The organism is Niallia tiangongensis, assembly GCF_044704065.1.
In the GTDB taxonomy this organism is placed as follows: domain Bacteria; phylum Bacillota; class Bacilli; order Bacillales; family Cytobacillaceae; genus Niallia; species Niallia tiangongensis.
Window position 1 is genome coordinate 286115 of the sequence record NZ_CP162613.1, and the last position, 19652, is coordinate 305766.

16 protein-coding genes and 1 riboswitch are annotated in these 19652 nt (G+C 36.8%); of the genes, 12 read left to right on the top strand and 4 right to left on the bottom strand.

The annotated features are described in order from the left end of the window. Nucleotides 1-17 precede the first annotated feature (17 nt). The gene (locus AB3U99_RS01540) at nt 18-2063 is read left to right on the top strand and encodes a beta-galactosidase (protein ID WP_400245037.1); all 2046 of its coding nucleotides are present in this window, start codon (nt 18-20) and stop codon (nt 2061-2063) included. Between the two features lie 53 nt (nt 2064-2116). On the opposite strand, the gene AB3U99_RS01545 is transcribed toward AB3U99_RS01540, so the two are convergent. The 4 genes from AB3U99_RS01545 to AB3U99_RS01560 all read right to left on the bottom strand — a co-directional run bounded on the left by AB3U99_RS01545 (nt 2117) and on the right by AB3U99_RS01560 (nt 7592). Continuing rightward, on the bottom strand, nt 2117-3013 hold the full coding sequence (locus AB3U99_RS01545) for an SDR family oxidoreductase (protein WP_400245038.1): 897 nt from the start codon (nt 3011-3013) through the stop codon (nt 2117-2119). 48 nt (nt 3014-3061) lie between these two features. Continuing rightward, nucleotides 3062-3682 (bottom strand): cupin domain-containing protein, encoded by a 621-nt coding sequence (locus AB3U99_RS01550; RefSeq protein WP_400245039.1) that lies wholly within the window; start codon nt 3680-3682, stop codon nt 3062-3064. A 331-nt stretch (nt 3683-4013) separates the two neighbouring features. Then, nucleotides 4014-5738 (bottom strand): assimilatory sulfite reductase (NADPH) hemoprotein subunit, encoded by a 1725-nt coding sequence (cysI, locus tag AB3U99_RS01555; RefSeq protein WP_400245040.1) that lies wholly within the window; start codon nt 5736-5738, stop codon nt 4014-4016. Between the two features lie 30 nt (nt 5739-5768). Continuing rightward, nucleotides 5769-7592: an assimilatory sulfite reductase (NADPH) flavoprotein subunit gene (locus AB3U99_RS01560; protein WP_400245041.1), complete on the bottom strand. Its 1824-nt coding sequence runs from the start codon at nt 7590-7592 to the stop codon at nt 5769-5771. A 600-nt stretch (nt 7593-8192) separates the two neighbouring features. Here AB3U99_RS01560 and AB3U99_RS01565 point away from each other — a divergent pair. The 11 genes from AB3U99_RS01565 to AB3U99_RS01615 all read left to right on the top strand — a co-directional run bounded on the left by AB3U99_RS01565 (nt 8193) and on the right by AB3U99_RS01615 (nt 19591). Continuing rightward, a complete protein-coding gene (locus AB3U99_RS01565; protein WP_400245042.1) occupies nt 8193-9089 on the top strand; it encodes a LysR family transcriptional regulator in 897 nt (298 codons plus the stop codon). Between the two features lie 182 nt (nt 9090-9271). Next, nucleotides 9272-9859 carry an ECF transporter S component gene (locus tag AB3U99_RS01570; RefSeq protein WP_400245043.1) on the top strand — a complete coding sequence of 196 codons (588 nt, stop codon included), beginning with the start codon at nt 9272-9274 and terminating at the stop codon, nt 9857-9859. A gap of 218 nt (nt 9860-10077) precedes the next feature. Continuing rightward, nucleotides 10078-10184, top strand: a riboswitch (SAM riboswitch). A 211-nt stretch (nt 10185-10395) separates the two neighbouring features. Further along, nucleotides 10396-10515, top strand: coding sequence for a YezD family protein (locus tag AB3U99_RS01575; RefSeq protein WP_400247929.1), 120 nt, complete (start codon nt 10396-10398; stop codon nt 10513-10515). A 159-nt stretch (nt 10516-10674) separates the two neighbouring features. Next, complete coding sequence (locus AB3U99_RS01580; RefSeq protein WP_400245044.1) at nt 10675-11391, top strand: phosphoadenylyl-sulfate reductase; 717 nt, start codon at nt 10675-10677, stop codon at nt 11389-11391. A 19-nt stretch (nt 11392-11410) separates the two neighbouring features. Next, the gene (locus AB3U99_RS01585) at nt 11411-12487 is read left to right on the top strand and encodes an anion permease (protein WP_400245045.1); all 1077 of its coding nucleotides are present in this window, start codon (nt 11411-11413) and stop codon (nt 12485-12487) included. A gap of 108 nt (nt 12488-12595) precedes the next feature. Further along, nucleotides 12596-13744, top strand: a complete 1149-nt coding sequence (gene sat, locus AB3U99_RS01590) for a sulfate adenylyltransferase (protein WP_400245046.1) — start codon at nt 12596-12598, stop codon at nt 13742-13744. 14 nt (nt 13745-13758) lie between these two features. Continuing rightward, nucleotides 13759-14364: an adenylyl-sulfate kinase gene (gene cysC / locus AB3U99_RS01595; RefSeq protein WP_400245047.1), complete on the top strand. Its 606-nt coding sequence runs from the start codon at nt 13759-13761 to the stop codon at nt 14362-14364. A 113-nt stretch (nt 14365-14477) separates the two neighbouring features. Beyond that, a complete protein-coding gene (gene cobA, locus AB3U99_RS01600) occupies nt 14478-15251 on the top strand; it encodes a uroporphyrinogen-III C-methyltransferase (RefSeq protein ID WP_400245048.1) in 774 nt (257 codons plus the stop codon). Next, nucleotides 15251-16018, top strand: a complete 768-nt coding sequence (locus AB3U99_RS01605) for a sirohydrochlorin chelatase (RefSeq protein WP_400245049.1) — start codon at nt 15251-15253, stop codon at nt 16016-16018. The genes cobA and AB3U99_RS01605 overlap by 1 nt, the downstream gene beginning before the upstream one ends. Further along, complete coding sequence (locus tag AB3U99_RS01610) at nt 15993-16604, top strand: bifunctional precorrin-2 dehydrogenase/sirohydrochlorin ferrochelatase (protein ID WP_400245050.1); 612 nt, start codon at nt 15993-15995, stop codon at nt 16602-16604. The genes AB3U99_RS01605 and AB3U99_RS01610 overlap by 26 nt, the downstream gene beginning before the upstream one ends. A 281-nt stretch (nt 16605-16885) precedes the next feature. Then, nucleotides 16886-19591, top strand: a complete 2706-nt coding sequence (locus AB3U99_RS01615; RefSeq protein ID WP_400245051.1) for an ATP-binding protein — start codon at nt 16886-16888, stop codon at nt 19589-19591. Nucleotides 19592-19652: the final 61 nt, after the last annotated feature.

Below are 19652 nucleotides of genomic sequence, written 5' to 3' on the forward strand. Positions count from 1 at the left end.
TATCGGAGGGCATAAAGATGACAGATAGAACAGTAGCAGATAATCGCTTATTACATGGTGGGGATTACAATCCGGATCAATGGCTTGATTATCCGGAAATTTTGAAAGATGATTTACGACTGATGAAATTAGCCAAAGCAAATACATTTACTTTAGGTGTATTTGCATGGAGTGCGCTTGAACCAACTGAGGGGAAGTTTCAGTTTGACTGGCTTGATGAAAGGATCGATTCCATTCATCAAATGGGCGGAAAAGTAATTTTAGCTACTCCAAGTGGGGCGAGACCTGCTTGGATGTCTAAAAAATATCCAGAGGTATTAAGAACCTCTGAAAACCGTACCAAAATGCTACATGGGGGACGTCATAACCATTGCTTTTCTTCCCCTATTTACCGTGAAAAAGTAGCAATAATCAATAGAAAGCTGGCAGAGCGCTATGGAAATCATCCTGCGCTATTAATGTGGCATATTTCCAATGAATATAGTGGTGATTGCCATTGTGAGCTTTGTCAAGATAACTTTCGTAAGTGGTTGAAAACAAAGTATGAATCGTTAGATAAACTAAATCATGCTTGGTGGGGCCCTTTTTGGAGCCATACTATTACAGACTGGTCAGAAATTGAATCACCGTCTTCCATTGGAGAAAGCATGGTTCATGGATTGAATTTAGATTGGAAACGTTTTGTTACTGATCAAACAATTGATTTTTACAAGCATGAAATTGTGCCATTAAGAGAAATTTCACCAACTATCCCAATTACAACAAACTTTATGGCAGACACACACGATTTAATCCCATTTCAAAGTTTGAATTACAGTGAGTTTGCGAAGTATGTAGATATTGTCAGCTGGGATTGCTATCCAGCATGGCATAATGATTGGGAAGAAACGAAGGACTTAGCTTCAAAGGTTGGTTTTATCAATGATTTGTATCGCTCTTTAAAACAACAGCCATTTCTCATTATGGAATGTACACCAAGTGGCGTAAACTGGCATGATGTAAATAAAACGAAAAGACCAGGTATGCATTTACTTTCCTCCATGCAATTTGTCGCTCATGGCTCAGATAGTGTTCTGTATTTCCAATGGAGAAAATCAAGAGGCTCATCAGAGAAATTTCATGGTGCGGTAGTGGATCATGACAATAGTGAAAGCAATCGCGTTTTTCAAGATGTTTCATCAGTTGGAGAAGCACTAGAGAAGATAGGGGAGGTACAGGGCACGCAGAAACAAGCGAAAGTGGCCATTGTTTATGATTGGGAAAATAACTGGGCCTTAAATGATGCACAAGGATTCTCCAATGCAACCAAGCAATATCCGCAAACGCTCCAAAAGCATTATCATAGTTTCTGGAAGAAGGATGTTAGTGTAGACATTGTTACGCTAAACCAAGAGCTTACTTCCTATGATTTGGTGATTGCACCAATGCTATATATGATGTCTAATGAAACCATTTCTAAGTTAGAAAACTATGTTGCAAATGGCGGAACGCTTGTAAGTTCTTATATTAGTGGGCTTGTTAATGAGACGGACCTCGCATATTTGTCAGGCTGGCCAACGTCATTAAAACGTATATTTGGGATGGGAGTAAATGAAACAGATACACTTTATCCAAAAGATCGAAATGGGCTTACTTATAACGGAAAGCAATATGAAATAAAGGATTACTGTACTATTTTAGAAAATGAAGAAGCTGAAGTGTTAGGCACTTATATGGAAGACTTTTATCAAGGAACTCCTGCTGTTGTAAAAAATAGCTATGGGAATGGAAAAGCTTATTTTATAGGTGCTAGAACGGAACAAGCATTTTTAGATGATTTTTATGAGGATATCCAAAAAGAAATAAATCTTCAAGTGGAAAACAAAATTGTCCATGAAGATGGTGTATCGGTCCAAAGAAGGGAATCAGATGAGCATTGCTATTTATTTGTCATGAATTTTACAGAACAACAGCAATTGATTACGGTAAAAGAGCCTTTATTTGATCTGCTTACAGAGGAAACAAAGCAGGAAAAAGTAGAACTTTTACCTTATGAAGTAATGGTATTGAGAAAAGAAAAGTAATTAGCGAGAACAAAAAGACGACAGGGGAGATGCTGTCGTCTTATTTGTATGGTTTAGGTAGTAACCATAGCACCGCCATTTACATGAATCGTTTGCCCCGTCATAAAAGAGCCATCATCAGAGGCAAGCAGTACGTATACTGGGGCAATTTCGTATGGCTGGCCAGCACGTTTCATCGGCACATCCGAACCTAACGTAGCAATACTTTCAGCTGGTTGCGATGAAGGCTGGATGGGTGTCCAGAATGGGCCAGGTGCGACAGCGTTCACTCGGATTCCTTTACTGACAAGGCTGTTAGCTAGTGCTCGTGTATAACTAACAATGGCCCCTTTTGTTGTTGTATAATCAATCAATTGGCTTACGCCGATATAGGCAACGAGTGATGTTGTATTAACAATACTAGCTCCTTTTTTTAAATGAGGTAAGGTTGCCTTTGTTAAGTGAAAATAAGCGTGGATGTTGACATCAAATGTTAATTCCCATTGTTCATCTGATATCGCTGTTAAGTCATCCTGGAAAAATTGAACAGCTGCATTATTAACCAAAATATCAATTCCCCCAAATGTTTCTAGCGTTTTTTGGACAATGAATTCACAATGTTCTTTTCTTCTCAGATCTCCTGGAATAAGTAAGCAAGAGCTTCCATAATGCTCGATTGCCTGTTTGGTTGTTTTGGCATCTGTATGCTCATCGTAATAGGCAATAATAATCTTTGCTCCTTCCTTCGCAAATGCCACTGCAACAGCTCTGCCGATTCCACTATCTCCACCAGTGATAATGGCGGTTCGTCCTTTTAATTTTCCGGTTCCGATATATTTAGGATTATCAAAAATGGGCTGGGGATCCATCAAGTATTCAGAACCAGGCTGCCTTGATTGGTGTTGAGGCGGAAAAGTCCATTCAATTTCTTCACATTTTGTTTCAGTTCCATAATACTTCTTATTCGTCACAGAATTAACCTCCATGTGCTTTTTTAGGCTACTTAGTAAACCTTGGCTTTAATATGGGTAAGGTGGGGAGGAAAGGTCGAGATAAGGATGGGTTGTAGGTGAAGGCTGCGTGGAATGATAAGGCTGGTTCGTTATTCCTCCGTTTTGATCACACCCTGGTGGTGGCCCAAGAATAGTAGATTGATTAATTGGTGTTATTGCATTTGCATAGGCTGATTCATTTACACAATAAGCTCTGTTAGCAATCTCTTTCGGTAAAAAACGTAAAAAATCGGAACCAAACACAATATCCGGTTTCGGTTGATCAAAGATAGTAAGGAAATGCGTATTGTTTCGCAATGCTACTATCCAGTGGAACCAACCTTTTGGAAATTGGGATGCTTGCCCGGGCTTCAGATGGTAAGTCATAATGCTCTGAGTAAAGGGATTGAAGACAGACGTCATAGCTTCCCCACTAATGACAAAAACAAGTTCATTCACATTTGTGTGCCAGTGCGGCTGAACAATGATTCCCTGATTTAGATGTACATTGAATAATCCAGTATGTATAGCCGGCATTTGATCAGAAAATAACTGCGTAATGTAATTATAAGGATCTCTTCTATAATTAACAGACTGGGTTGAATCACCAAAGAGCTGAAAGGAAGGAGAAGCTGGGTTAACAGACATGACATAGCCTCCTATTTTTAAAATGAAAATTTAACATGGATTACTAGCTTAAATATATACAAATCTAGGTTGGCCTATGAGTGGAAAATTAGTTTGTTTTGTACGGAGGCGAGTTTGAGTAGTAAAGTTGGGTAAAAAGTGTGGAGAAATGTAGTGGCAGGAAGAAAAATGGAGTGGAAATAAGAAGAGGAGTGAATGGGTAATTGAAAAATCAGCCGAAGCTACCAGTATATGATCCAAACTTCGGATATATAATCAAACCCACCACCCCACAAAAAAAAACACCACCCAATCAAAAATGATTAAGTGGTGCCATCTATTTATCTATCTATCAATCATGGAAATTAGTACCATCCGTTACTTCTTGTACAATCCCTGCACGAATAACGAAATCGCCAAAGTGTTCATTTTCTATACGTTCTTTTGCGTAACGAGGGAGCAATACACGAAGCTCAGAAAGGATTTCTTCCTCGCCAACATTTTCACGATATAATTTACTTAAACGGCTTCCGTTAAAGGCAGCGCCTAAGTACATATTGTATTTTCCAGGACCTTTCCCAATAAAACCAATTTCACCTAAAGCATGGCGAGCACAGCCATTAGGACATCCAGTCATACGAATGGTAATCTCTTCTTCACGCAACCCGTTTTCATCGACAATTTCCTCAATTTTATCAATTAAGACTGGTAAATATCTTTCTGCTTCTGCCATCGCTAAACCACATGTTGGAAGAGAGACACAAGCGATTGAATTACGGCGCAGTGCGGAGAAGCGTTTGCCATCCATGATGCCGTATTGCTCAATTAAATTAGTAATATGCTTTTTATTGCGGCTTGACACATTCGCAATGACTAAATTTTGATTGGCTGTTAATCGGAAATCGCCAGTATGTACTTTAGCAATTTCGCGTAACCCGGTCATTAAAGGATAGTTTTCATAGTCTTTAATACGGCCGCCTTCCACAAATAAAGTGAAGTGCCATTTTCCTTTGATTCCTTTTTCCCAGCCATAGCGGTCTCCGTTATGATTGAAGTGGAATTCTCTCGCTTCTTGCAGCTTCCAGCCTAAACGATTCTCTAATTCTTCAACAACATTCTCTAAGCCGAGGCGATCTACGGTATATTTGAAACGTGCATTTTTACGAACAGAGCGATTTCCGTAATCACGTTGAATGGTAATTACTTTTTCAGCTAGCTCTAAAATTTGTTCTGGTGTACAGAAACCAATTACTTTTGCTAGCTGAGGATAAGTTGCTTTATCTCCATGAGTCATCCCCATTCCGCCGCCGATTGCCACATTGAATCCAACCAATTTTTCATTTTCCGTAATAGCGATAAGCCCAAGATCTTGGGAAAATACATCAATATCATTGGAAGGAGGTACCGCAATTCCAATTTTAAATTTTCTAGGTAAATAAAGTTTTCCATACATTGGCTCTACTTCCGTTTCCTCCACACTTGGAGAGAAGGCCACTTTTTCCTGATCTAACCAAAGCTCATGATAGGCTTGTGTACGAGGTAATAAATGGTCGCTTAACTTTTGGGACCATTCATAAACCTCTCCATGGAGCTCGGACTGATATGGGTTCGGGTTACACATAACATTACGGTTTACGTCTCCACAAGCTGCAATCGTATCTAGTAAGGATTGATGGATATCTTGAATAGTTTGTTTCATATTCCATTTTAAAATGCCGTGCATTTGGAAAGCTTGGCGCGTAGTTAATTTTAAGGTGTTATTTCCATATTTCTGTGCCAAATCATCCATTGTCAGCCATTGATCAGGAGTCGCCACTCCACCAGGAGTTCGAACGCGGAGCATAAATTGATAGGCGGGCTCCAATTTTTGTTTTGCTCGCTCATTTCGAATATCGCGATCATCCTGTAAATAACTTCCGTGAAATTTCATCAAACGGTTATCATCTTCTGAAATACCTGAGCTTAATTCTTCTTCCATCGATTCTTTCAAAGTGCCACGTAAATAGTTACTTTCTTCTTTAATTCGTTCCACATCACTAGGTGGTCCATCTGGAGCTTTCAATACTTGTTTCGCCATTTTAGTAAACTCCTTTCCTGCAAAAATTAATTAATAAACATCACGTTGATAACGTTTGTTTTGATTCATCGCTGCTACATATTCCTCTGCTTGTTCTAATGACATTTGGCCTTCTTTTTGAATAATAGTAAGAAGTGTTTGATGCACATCATGTGCCATATGCTTTTCATCTCCACAAATATAGAGAACCGCTCCTTCTTCTAGCCAGTCGAATAGTTCTTTACTATGTTCAAGCATACGATGCTGCACATAGACCTTTTCTGCAGTATCTCGAGAAAAAGCAATATTCATCTTTGTTAATACGCCATCTTTAAGCCAATTTTGCCATTCTGTTTGATAAAGAAAATCTGTCACAAAATGCTGGTCTCCAAAGAAGAGCCATGATTTTCCTTTTGCGCCGATTTCTTCTCTTTCTTGTAAGAACGAACGGAATGGTGCAACCCCTGTTCCTGGACCAACCATAATAATAGGTGTGTCTGGATTGGCAGGAAGCTTGAAATTTTCATTGTTTTGTACATAAATTGGTAGTTTGTCACCAGGTTGAATACGTTCAGCAATTTGAACGGAGCAAACACCATTGCGGTCTCGACCGTTTGCATGATAACGAACTGCACCAATGGTTAAATGTACTTCATCCGGATTTGCTTGGTAACTGCTAGCGATCGAATAAAGACGTGTCGGCAGTTTGCGAAGCAAGGATACAAATGTTTGTGCCTCTATTTTTAACGGTCCAAAATCTTGGATAAGGTCTAATAAGTCACGACCATTCATATATGCTTTTAATTTATCCTCGTTCCCTTTAGCTAGCAGTTCATCTAGAGATGGATTTGATGCTATTTCGGAAAACTTTTGCAATAGTGGCTTTGTTAAAACAGTAATTTCATAGTATGTTAATAAAGCTTCACGAAAAGCAAGAACTTCTCCTTGTTTGTTTATTGTTACACTCTCTGTTGGAGAGAAACCTAATTCTTTTATTAAAAGCTCTACTAGCTCTGGATCGTTATTCGGGAATATTCCTAGGCTGTCACCTGGTTCAAAGGTAATTCCAGCATCCTCAATAGAAAGCTCTACATGCAAGGTCTCTTTATTTGAACCACGACCATTTAGCTTGATAATGTCTAATACTTCAGCATAATAAGGATTACTGCGAGAATAGCCAGAATCTTGAATGGAAAGTGGTGTCGAGCTTATTGCATTAGAGACTGTTGATTCTAATTGGAGATTTAACCCACTAACCACACCTTCAAACCATTCACTTGCTGGTTCATCAAAATCGAGATCACAATCCACACGTGGGTATAGTCTTGTTCCGCCTAACTCTTCTAAACGCTCATCAAATTGCTTTCCTGTTTCACAAAAGAATTCATACGAACTATCGCCGAGCGCCAAAACAGAGTAATGGAAATCCTCTAACTTCGGTGCTCTTTTGCCAAGCAGGAATTCATGGAAAGCTATTGCTGTATCTGGTGGGTCACCCTCGCCATGTGTACTTACAATAATAAGAAGATTTTGTATCTTCTTGAGATTATTGGGCTTAAAGTCACTCATTGATTGCACAGTAACATTAAATCCTAATTCTTTTAAGCGGTTGCCGTGATTTTTGGCAAGGTTTTGGGTATTACCAGTTTGAGATCCAAAAAGAATCGTAATGTCTTTTGTAATTGGATTTGCTGCTTTTTTTTCAGCTATTTCAGTAGTTAAGCTAGGTTCTCCTGCTGTTGTGACTGCCGTCGCGGAAGCAGATAAATAGCCACTTAGCCAAATTTTTTGTGATTCTGTTAAATTTGGTAAAAGGCGGTTTAATAATTCTGTTTGTTCTTGATTAAACGGACTGTTTATTACTTGAAGCTGCAACACTTTCACCTCACAAGGATAATAACATTTCATGTCGAAGTTTGATTAGTAAGATAATTCTAGAGATTCATTTTATAATGAAAAAGGAGGATTGTCACTGTATTTTTATTAATCCCATCAGACAAATCGGATTAGAAAAACAAAAGTGCCTGTTTCTTTTTGGAACAAGCTGGGGGATGATGTTTTTCTAAAAGATTTTTCACTTTTTCTATTAACCTGCACGCAGGCGTCTACGTATAATCTGGCTGTTTCGTATGTTTAAGCTTTTTTTATTGAAAAATTAAAAACCAGCCTTTTACAAAGATAATCTAATAGTGGATTAACAAACTTGTGACTGAAAGTTGGATAGGCGCCAAGACAGTTATACAAGCCAAACAAAGGAAAAACGCCTAAACCATCCTCATATTACACGTATATTAATTGTACTTTACTGCAAATAAAAGAATTAGTAAAATACATATTAATTATTGTAACTATTAGGATTATTAATAGCTGAACCACTATAGCTCTTTGTTACTTATCAGGAAGGAAAATTCATTGAGAAGAAGTAACAAAAGAATCCATTAAACAAATAAAGGCTAATCGTAGGAGGAGAAAACCATGCAGTACGATGCATTAAAAACATTTGTGACGCTTGTGGAAGTGAAAAATTTTACAAAGACAGCAGAAATGCTACTTATGTCTCAGCCAAGTGTTAGTTTACATATAAAAAATCTCGAAAAAGAATTTCAAACAAAATTACTGGAACGGTCGCCGAAGTATTTAAAGGTAACGCCAACAGGACAAATGTTATATGACTGTGCGGTTCAGATGATTCGCCTCTATGAACAGACAAGACAGCATATTATGGAGCACCATCATGCAATCAAAGGGGAGTTGAAAATAGGGGCAAGCTTTACGATTGGCGAATATATTCTCCCATTCTTATTACTTGATTTGCAAAAGCAGCATCCAGAATTGCAAATACAAGCTACGATTGGAAATACAGAAGAAATTGTTCAAGCAGTTAGATTATATGAAGTAGATATTGGCTTAATTGAAGGCCAGACAAATGATAAGGAATTGGACGTTATTCCCTTTATGGAGGATGAGTTATTTATTGTTTCATCTGTTCACCATCCGTTGGCTAATCGAGAAGAAGTTTCGATTTCAGAACTTCATGATCAAGCTTGGATAACAAGAGAGGTTGGCTCTGGGACAAGGGAATATTTAAATCATGTTATCCGTTCCAATGGCTTAAGAGCAGAATCATTTCTTACGATCAGTAGTAATCAAGGTATTAAAGAAACACTTATTAATGGAAAAGGTCTTTCTCTTTTATCTAAAAGTGTGATTGAAAGAGATGTAAAAAGCGGGAACCTATCTGTTATTCCGGTAGTAAACACTCGATTTACAAGAAGACTGTCCTATTTATTTGCTCCTATTATGAAGGAGAAACAAAATGTTCTTACATTTATTGATACGCTTAAAAAGACTTTTCCTTATTCAGAAAAATAATAGGCTATAGGCGAGATGCATAACTACAAGTAATTAGCATCATCCTAAGAAAAAAAGCAGAATAATCCTTCTATATACATAGAAAAATAGCTGGTTTTTGTAGTATGATAACAAAGGAATTTTATTAATAGAAGGAAAAGCGAAGCAGCAGCTTTTTCTAGAATAAGGAGAACTACTTGCCTATGAAGAAAAGAAACAAAACAACTCGCTTGGTTCTACTAGGGCTACTTACCGCAATTATTATTATTCAAACTTTTGTTCCACTATTAGGATATATTCCGATTGGCCCACTCAGTTTAACTATTATTCAGGTTACGGTAATTATAGCCGCTATTGTATTAGGGACATTAGATGGTGCGATAATAGGGGGAGTCTGGGGATTAATAACCTTCATTCGCGCTTTCATCTATCCAACAAGCATTCTAGCTCCGATTATTTTTACCAATCCATTAATATCTGTTTTTCCAAGAATAATGATTGGAGTAGTGGCAGGACTTTTATTCTATAAGGTATTGAAGGGTAGAATGAATGAGACGCTAGCAATGAGCATTTCTGGTGTTGTCGGATCTTTAACTAATACGATTCTTGTTATGGGCTTTGTCTATTTATTTGTGCGAGAGCCGTATGCAAATGCAATTGGAGTAAATGTAGAGGATTTGCTTCCAGCAATATTAGCTATAGTAGGAACAAATGGAATTCCAGAAGCAATATTTTCTGGTATCATTACACCGATTATTGCAAAGCCGTTACTAAAAATAAGAAAAAGATAAGGTATCGAAAAATAGCGGATTGCTAATCGGCTATTTTTTTTTGAAAAAAAGGAATTATTTTTAATATTGGTCCATGCACAAAGTGAAATAATTTTTATATACATAAAGAAGGAGTATTCCTCCTAAAAAGGTGGGGAATAAACTTGTAATTCCGACTAAACAACTAGAAAAACTTATTGACAATAATAGCAATTATGATAAAATTTAGAAAATAACGATGCTTATCAAGAGAGACTGAGGGAATTGGCCCAAAGATGTCCGGCAACCTACTAAAACGCAAGGTGCTAAATCCAACAAAATGGATTGCCATTTTGAAAGATAAGGTAAGGAATAATTACCTGATATCTTTCCAAATGGAAGGATTTTTTTATCTTTAAGGCGTTTCGTTTACGGAACATAAATATTTTTATAAAGTCATCTGGAAAGCGTTTATGTGATTCTAGAAATATCTAGCATGCGCTATTTATGGATTTACAAAAGGTTCACCTTTTTTAAGGAGGGATTTGTTGGTGGGGGAAACAAATCAGCTGGACAAAGTGAAAGCTCAATTAGAAGAAATTCTTCGAACAATGAAATATGGATCTGTCACTTTAGTGGTGCAAGATGGAAGAATCATCCAAATTGAGAAAAATGAAAAAATACGCTTAGGAAAATAACAGGAAGCATCCAGTAAGGAGCATTCTGATAATGGCGGATTATAAAGAAGCTGACTAGATAAACTAGAGGCAACTTTAACTAAGGAAGTGGGTTAAAGCTGCCTTTTTATATAAAATGGCATATAATCTACATTCCATTATGGTATTGGAGGTTTGTTTATGAGTGAGTTATTAACCTATGAAACAATTGATACGTATCCTCCTGTTGACTTTTCTAGTGAAACGGAGACAAAGGGAGCTTTAGAGGTTTTAAAGTGGGCCTATGATACGTACAAAGATGATATTGTCTATGCTTGTAGCTTTGGAATTGAAGGAATTGTGCTAATCGATTTAATCTCGAAAATAAAAAAAGATGCTCATATTGTCTTTTTAGACACAGATGTACATTTTGATGAAACCTATGAATTAATAGAAAAAGTGAAAAAGCGGTATCCAGATTTGCAAATAGAAATGAAAAAACCAGCTATTACATTGGAAGAACAAGCTGCTCAATATGGAGAGGAGCTTTGGTTATCCAATCCAAATAAATGCTGTGAAATTCGGAAGGTTATTCCTTTAAATGAAGTGCTATCTGAGCCGATTGCTTGGATATCTGGACTTAGAAGAGAACAATCCGAAACAAGAAAAAACACACAATACCTTAATAAGGATAATAAATTTAAGTCGATTAAAGTTTGTCCACTTATTCATTGGACATGGAAGGATGTTTGGAGATACGCCCATAAGAATTCGTTAGATTACAATATTCTTCATGATAAAGGCTATCCTAGCATTGGCTGTAGAACATGTACACAGCCAGCCATTAATATGGATGATTTACGTTCTGGAAGATGGACAGGAAAAGGAAAAACAGAATGCGGGTTACACTTACAATAATGAGTAGAGGTACAGGGGTATGATCGTTATTTTAGCAGGTATTATGTCATTGTTTTTTGCAATGAACATTGGCGCTAGTGGTGCAGCAGCAAGTCTTGGTGTTGCATATGGATCAGGCGCTATTCCCAAAAAGAGAGTAGCTTTGCTTATATGTGCAGTTGCAATCTTTTTAGGGGCAGTTATTGGAGGAAGTGAAGTAGTAAAAACAGTTGGAGAAGGGTTAATTCCAAGTAATATCCTTGATGCCAAAATCGTCTTAATCATTTTATCTTCCGCTGCGCTCTCCTTATTTATTGCTAATATAATGGGGATTCCCCTATCAACAAGTGAAATTACAGTTGGTAGTGTAGTAGGAGTAGGTGTAGCTTTTAAAAGCTTATATATTGCGAATATATTGTGGATTGTCTTCTTTTGGATTCTTGTTCCAATCGTTTCTTTTTTAATTGCTTTAGGAGCTGGGAAATATATAAGAAAGCTAGAAAGTCAAAATGAATGGATTCGAAATCCAGGCAATGAAAAATATTTATCTATTTTTGTCATTATTGTTGGATGCTTTGAAGCTTTCTCTGCAGGGATGAACAATGTCGCAAACTCTATTGGACCATTAGTAGGTGCTGACATGATATCTATGCAGACGGGAGTAATTGTTGGTGGGTTTTTTATTGCAATTGGAGCCTTTTTGTTAGGCGGAAGAGTACTGCAGACGAATGGAAAGAAAATTGTCCAATTTAGCAAGCTTGAGGGAGGACTAATTTCAGGAACAGGTGCAACATTAGTAATGATTGCTTCTATATTCGGAATGCCAGTGCCGTTAACACAGGTTACAAGTTCTGCAATTATAGGAATAGGTGTATCGAAGAATGGATTTGGAATGTTGAAAAAGAAATTGGTGCTCAGAATATTTAAGGTATGGATTGTTTCGCCAGTCTTATCATTAGTTATTTCTTATAGTCTAGTTCAATTATTTATAGAAGCAGATATCTATAATGTGCTTATTATTCTCAGTGTATGTATTGCTACACTTGGAATTATAAGCTTAATGAAAACCATTCGAGAAGATAACAGCACCATTTATGAAGACGGCGGCGGGATTTAATATTACGAACTCCGTAATAGCAAAAATGTCTTATTAAAGGTTTACTCTCGATAATCAAATATGATTATTTTTACTATAAACAGCAAAAAAAGAAAGGTGTGCTAAAAAATGTCATTGAGTCAACCACATGGTGGAAAATTAATTAATTTATACGATCCTAAATTTGATGTATCTGAACTAAAGGTAGAACTAGAAATTGACACTATTGCACTTAGTGATCTGGAGCTGATTGGAAACGGAGCATATAGCCCGCTAACAGGATTTCTATCACAAAAAGATTATGAAACAGTTGTAGAAAATATGCACTTATCTACTGGAGAAGTGTGGAGTATTCCTATTACATTACCTATTTCAAAGGAACAATCAGAAACGATTGAACTTCACGATACAGTAAAACTAGTACATCAAGGAGAAGTCTATGGTGTACTTACAGTAGAGGACATTTACATTCCAGACAAAGATAAAGAGGCAGTGTCTGTTTATCGTACAGATGATTTAGCACATCCTGGTGTGAAGAAAATGTTTGACCGAGGAAATATTTATCTAGGCGGACCAATTAAACTAGTAAAGAAAGTAGAAAAAACAGATTTTAGTAGTTTTTACTTGGAACCAGCAGAAACAAGAGCAGTGTTTGCGGAAAAGGGTTGGAAAACAGTAGTAGGATTCCAAACAAGAAATCCAGTTCATCGTGCCCATGAATATATCCAAAAATCAGCGCTTGAAATTGTTGATGGTCTATTTTTAAACCCATTGGTAGGAGAAACAAAGTCTGATGATATTCCAGCAGATGTTCGTATGGAAAGCTACCAAGTGCTATTGAAAAATTACTATCCAGAAGATCGGGTTTTTCTAGCTGTATTCCCAGCTGCAATGCGCTATGCAGGCCCAAGAGAAGCGATATTCCATGCGATGGTAAGAAAAAATTATGGCTGTACTCATTTTATCGTAGGTCGTGATCATGCTGGAGTTGGAAGTTACTATGGAACCTATGATGCACAAAAAATCTTTGATCAATTTACCCAAGATGAGCTAGGCATTAATCTTTTATTCTTTGAACATAGTTTCTATTGTAAGAAATGTGAAAACATGGCTTCTACAAAGACTTGCCCACACGGCAGCGAGCATCATGAGATTTTATCTGGCACAAAGGTTCGTGAGCTTTTAAGAAATGGAGAAATTCCACCAAGTACATTTAGCCGTAAAGAAGTAGTGGAAGTGTTAATCAAAGGATTACAAAAACAAGAAATCCATTCTTAAAGGAGCGAGAAGTTTTGAGCCAAAGTACAAATATCACATGGCATGATCATGCTGTAACAAAAAAGGATAGAAGAGAAAAGAATAAGCATCATAGCTATGTCCTATGGTTTACAGGGTTATCTGGCTCTGGAAAATCAACGGTTGCAAATGCTGTCGCCAAAAAATTATTTGACGATCAGACAAATAGCTATGTCCTAGATGGAGATAATATTCGTTTCGGAATTAATAAAGACTTAGGATTTTCTGATGAGGATCGAAAAGAAAACATCAGAAGAATTGGTGAAGTAAGTAAACTTTTTGTAGATAGTGGGCATGTAGTACTAACTGCCTTTATTTCTCCATTTCGAGAAGATCGTGATAGGGTAAGAGCTTTATTAGAAGAAAACGAGTTTATTGAAGTATATATAAAGTGTTCCATAGAGGCTTGTGAAGCAAGGGATCCGAAAGGCTTGTACGAGAAGGCAAGAAAAGGGATCATTAAAGATTTTACGGGGATTAGTTCCCCATATGAGGAGCCGCTCCATCCAGAAATAGTAGTGGACACAGAAAAATATTCTATTGATGAGTGTGTGGAACAAATCGTACAATATTTAAAAGAAAAAGAATATTACATCTCTTAATGTAGGGAAAAGGAGAAACCTGGGCGTGGTCTGTGGAATTACTATCCGTTCATCGGTATTTCCTTTCCCCTCTTTTAATTAACCTAAGAGAAACAACGAGAAGGGTGGATAAAATGGGGAAAGTATATCTAGTTGGTGCAGGACCAGGAGATCCAGATTTAATAACGGTAAAAGGACTAAAATGTATCAAAAATGCAGATGTTATCTTATACGATCGCTTAGTAAATCGTGAGTTATTAGAATACGCCAAGCCCAAGGCCGAATTGATTTATTGTGGCAAGCTTCCCCATCACCACGCCATGAAGCAGGAACTGATCAATCAAACGCTAGTTAAGCATGCCAAAAAAGGAAAGACAGTGACAAGGCTAAAGGGTGGTGATCCATTTGTATTTGGAAGGGGAGGAGAAGAAGCGGAAGAATTAGCAAAAAATCAGATTCCCTTTGAAATTGTGCCAGGAATTACAGCAGGCATTGCTGCCCCAAGCTATGCTGGTATCCCGGTGACGCACCGTGATTATGGATCCTCCTTTGCCTTTGTAACCGGGCATATGAAAAATGGGGAGGAAGACCATATTAAATGGGAAGCACTTTCGCAAATTGATACCCTTGCTATCTATATGGGAGTAAAAAATCTTCCATATATTCAGTCGAAGCTGCTCTCTTTTGGAAAAAATAGCACTACCCCAGTTGCCTTAATAAATTGGGGAACAACTTTTAATCAAAAGACGATTATAACGGATTTACAGCATGTGATAGAAGATGCGAAAAAAGGAAAAATTGAAAATCCATGTATGATTGTAATTGGAGAGGTAGTAAAAATGCGAGAGAAAATCCAATGGTTTGAAGAAAGCTTTGGAGAAACCATGCCAAAAGAGGTGGTTTTATAATGGAAGCAGTATTATTCATCTGTCATGGAAGCAGGGTGAAGGAAGCCAGCGCACAGGCTATCTCCTTTGTGAAGAAGTGCATGGAGAGCAATGGATTTAAAGGGATACAAGAATATTCCTTTTTAGAATTGTCGGATCCTTCCATAGAAGAGGGGTTTCGAAATTGTATAGAAAAAGGTGCCACTATTGTTCATATCATACCTGTTTTGCTTCTCACGGCAGCTCATGCTAAAAAAGATATTCCGGAAGTATTAGAAAAGCTTTCGACAGAATATCCCCATGTTCAAATAAAATATGGCAAACCAATTGGTGTTCATCCTCAAATGGTTGATATTGTTGCAGATAAAATTAAAAGTACATCACTATATAAGAAAACAAAGGAGAAAGTACTTGTTATTCTTGTTGGACGTGGCAGCAGTGATCCAGATGTAAAACGGGATCTTTGCAAAATCGCTTCCCTAATCGAAAAGCAAGTAGACAGAATTGTTGTACAGGATTGCTATTTAACTGCTGCACAGCCTAGCTTTGAAGAAGCGCTTCAAATGGCAGAGCTGTCTATCTATCGCCATGTATTAGTAATTCCATATCTTCTGTTTACCGGAATTTTAATGAAGTCGATGGAAAAAACAATAAATAAAATAAAAAGTAGCGATAAAGAATACGACCTCGCTCCTTATCTAGGCTATGATCCATTAATAGCAGGGATATTAAAAGAGAGAATAGATGAAATGATGGTAGGTAATGAATATGCTCTCATTACTAGTTGATATAAAAGATAAACATTGTGTGGTAGTTGGTGGCGGCAAGATTGCCTATCGAAAGGTAATGATGCTTTTAGAGGAAGAAGCGAATGTAACAGTAATCAGTCCTAAAGCATGCACCGAAATAGAAGAACTTTCAAAGGATGAGAAAATAAAGCTGATTCGAAGAAAAGCAGCTGAAGAAGATTTTTCCCATGCTTTTCTAACCGTTGCTGCAACCAATGATCTGCAAGAAAATCGTCGTATCACGCAAAGGCTTAAATCAATTAGCTTAGTAAATGATGCTTCTGCCTATGAAAAGGGAAATTGTCAAATCCCAGCTAGCTTTAAAAAAGGACGGCTACATTTAAGTGTTTCTACGAATGGAGCAAGTCCAAAACTGGCTAAGAGGATGAAAGAAGAATGGCAGCAGACATATGACGATAACTATATTGCGTATATGGACTTTTTATACGAAGTTCGAAACCTTTTAAAGCAAAAATCACTTCCTTCTGAAGTATCCCATGCTATCTTAGATGAAATATTAGATAATGCCTATAAAGATTCAGGTGAATTACGACATATTTATTATGAAAAGCTCTTAAACCTCTAAAACAAATGAAATGGTTTAGGGGCTTTTATGTATGCTTCCTTTTGGACTGCAGTTATAATGTTTGAACTACTATCCCCTTACTAGGAAGTAGACTTTACTTCGCTCCTAACATTTGTTTGTTCTCATATTGGCTTCAAGTTTCATCCAATTATCATATTGTATCCTTGTCATGTTTAACATATAATTTTTGTATAATGGTATTATTTTCATAACTTTTAAATAAATCGCAACCAGTTTAAACATGCCTTTCCTTTTAAATTGGTAGATTGATAGGAGGATACATGAGATTTAGTACAAAGCTTTATTTTGGTTTAGGAATTATCTTTGTTTTAATTACCATCCTAATTATTGTACTTATGGGTATGCTTCGGCAGCAAAATGACAACATGCATGTACTTGTTAATGACAAAACAGAAAGAATAAATGCTGCTTATATTTTAAAAAATGAAATTAATAACTTAAGTAGAGAGATCTATGAATTGTCCTCGCAATCTTCTAAAGATTTAAATGGTATAACAATTAGTCATATGGAAGAAACACGAAAGGAAATAAATAAAGCGTATAATTTCTTAACGGATAAAGACAAAAGAGAAGAAACGCAGGAATTATTATTACAGTTTTCGACAATTTATGATGCCTTTGAAGAAAAGGGTCAGCAAATAGTGGAAGCAGAAGACAAAAAAATGGATTCGAATTTTTGGACCAGAGAAAATGATGAAAAAAATAGTCTATTAAAAATTGCTAGCTCCCTTTATTCTATACAGCTAAAAGAAATGCAAGATAATCTAGTAAGTTCAAAGAAAACCTACGATATTGTTGTATTGATGACATATATTTATATAATTGTCGGAGTTGTCTGCAGCATTGCCATTGCCCTTTATTTAATAAGAGGATTAACAAGAAACTTAAATAAAGTTACTACTGTCATGTCTGGTGTCTCTTATAAAAAGGGAATAAAATTTCCCCGACTAGAAATTGATTCAAAGGATGAAATAGGAGCAATTGCGCATGCTTTTAATGAAATGGTAACGACTTTGGAAAAGTATTCTCGTGATGAAATGGAAAGCAGGGCAAAAGCAGAAGAAAAAAGCTGGCTTGATTCACGTTTGGCAGAAATTACAACTAGTTTTTCGATGGCAGAAACAATGGAGTCGCTTGCAGATTATTTTATTAGTCAGATTACACCAGCAGTAGGAGCTCAATATGGCATTTTTTATTTAGTAAATAAACAGGGACAGTCGTGCTATCTAGAGGAAATAGCTCAATATGCTTTCCATCATCAAGGAAGGTCGTCTATTATTCAGCTTGGAGAAGGGTTAGTAGGACAAGCTGCGAAGGAAAATAAAAGTATCAGTCTTATAGACATTCCTAAAGAATACATAAAGATTAAATCTGGTTCAGGAGAGGCGGAACCAAAACAAGTTCTTATTTATCCTATTTCCTATGAAGGGAAAGTATTAGCCATTGTGGAACTTGCCTCCCTACAATATTTTAGACCTGTTCAACAAAGCTTACTTAAAGAGGTGGTGGAATATTTAGGTATATCCATTCACGGGATTTTCAATCGACTGGAAGTAAAGCGATTATTGGAGGATGAGCAACGTTTAACAGAGGAGCTACAAAGTCAATCAGAAGAGTTGCAGGCTCAGCAGCAGGAGTTAATGGCAATTAACGAGGAGCTACAGGCACAATATCGAGTTTCAGAGGAGAAAAATGCGGAACTTGAAAATATAGGGAAGGAATTAGAGGAAAAAGCGAAACAGTTAGTCTATAGTTCCCAATATAAATCTGAGTTTTTGGCAAATATGTCTCATGAACTTAGAACTCCTTTAAATAGCATGCTAATTTTATCACAAATGTTAGTGGAAAAAGAGAATGAAAATTTAAATGCAAAACAAATCCAATACTTGCAAACAATTTATTACTCGGGCAATGAATTATTAAGGTTAATTAATGAAATATTAGATTTGGAAAAAATTGAGACTGGTATGATGGAAATAATAGAGGAGCCAGTGATGATGGAGGAGATTCAAAATTGTTTGAAAAACCAATTTTCTCCTATTGCCAATCAGAAAAAACTCGATTTTCTCATAAAAATTGAGAAAGAGGTTCCTGCTTTTATTGAAACAGATGCACATCGGTTAAATCAGGTATTAAAAAATTTATTGTCAAATGCCTTTAAATTTACGGAAAGGGGAAGAGTGGAATTGTCTGTTCGAATGGAGGAGTCTTCCAAGTTGACTATAGCTAATGATGCTGTACTATCCTTCACCGTGAAGGATACAGGGATTGGTATCCCAGAGGACAAAATGAAGATTATTTTTGAGCCTTTTAAACAAGCGGATGGAACAATCAGCAGAAGATACGGGGGAACAGGTCTCGGTTTATCAATCTGTAAGGAAATTTCTCACTTGCTTGGAGGGAGACTAGAGGCAACTAGTATTGAAGGAATGGGAAGTTCTTTTTCTATCTATTTGCCTATTAAGGGACAGAAGCATAAAGATACTGTATTAGCCAATGAGAGATTACGGAAGGAAGAGAGTTTCCGACAGGCTGCATCAGCCACTGAGGAAGTAAAAGAGACAATTCAATCTAATGAGAATGCTAATTTGACGGGAAAAAAGGTACTGATTATAGATGATGATATCCGGAATATTTTTTCCATCCATGCAGCATTGGAAGAGTACAATATTGAGATACTTTTTGCGGAAAATGGCAGGGATGGCATAAGTCTTTTAGAAGCAAATCCGGACGTTGATCTTGTGTTAATGGATATTATGATGCCAGAAATGAGTGGCTTAGAAGCTATTTCCATCATAAGGGAAAAGGAGGATTTTAAAACATTGCCCATTATTGCATTAACTGCAAAAGCGATGAAACATAATCGAGAACAATGTATAGAAGCAGGTGCATCTGATTACATTAGTAAACCAGTTAATTTAGAACAATTATATTCGCTTATTCAAGTTTGGCTTTATAAAGAATAGAAGGACGATACTGGTATTTAAGTAACGTTGGTAAATGGATTGTTAATAGATAGGAGGCACC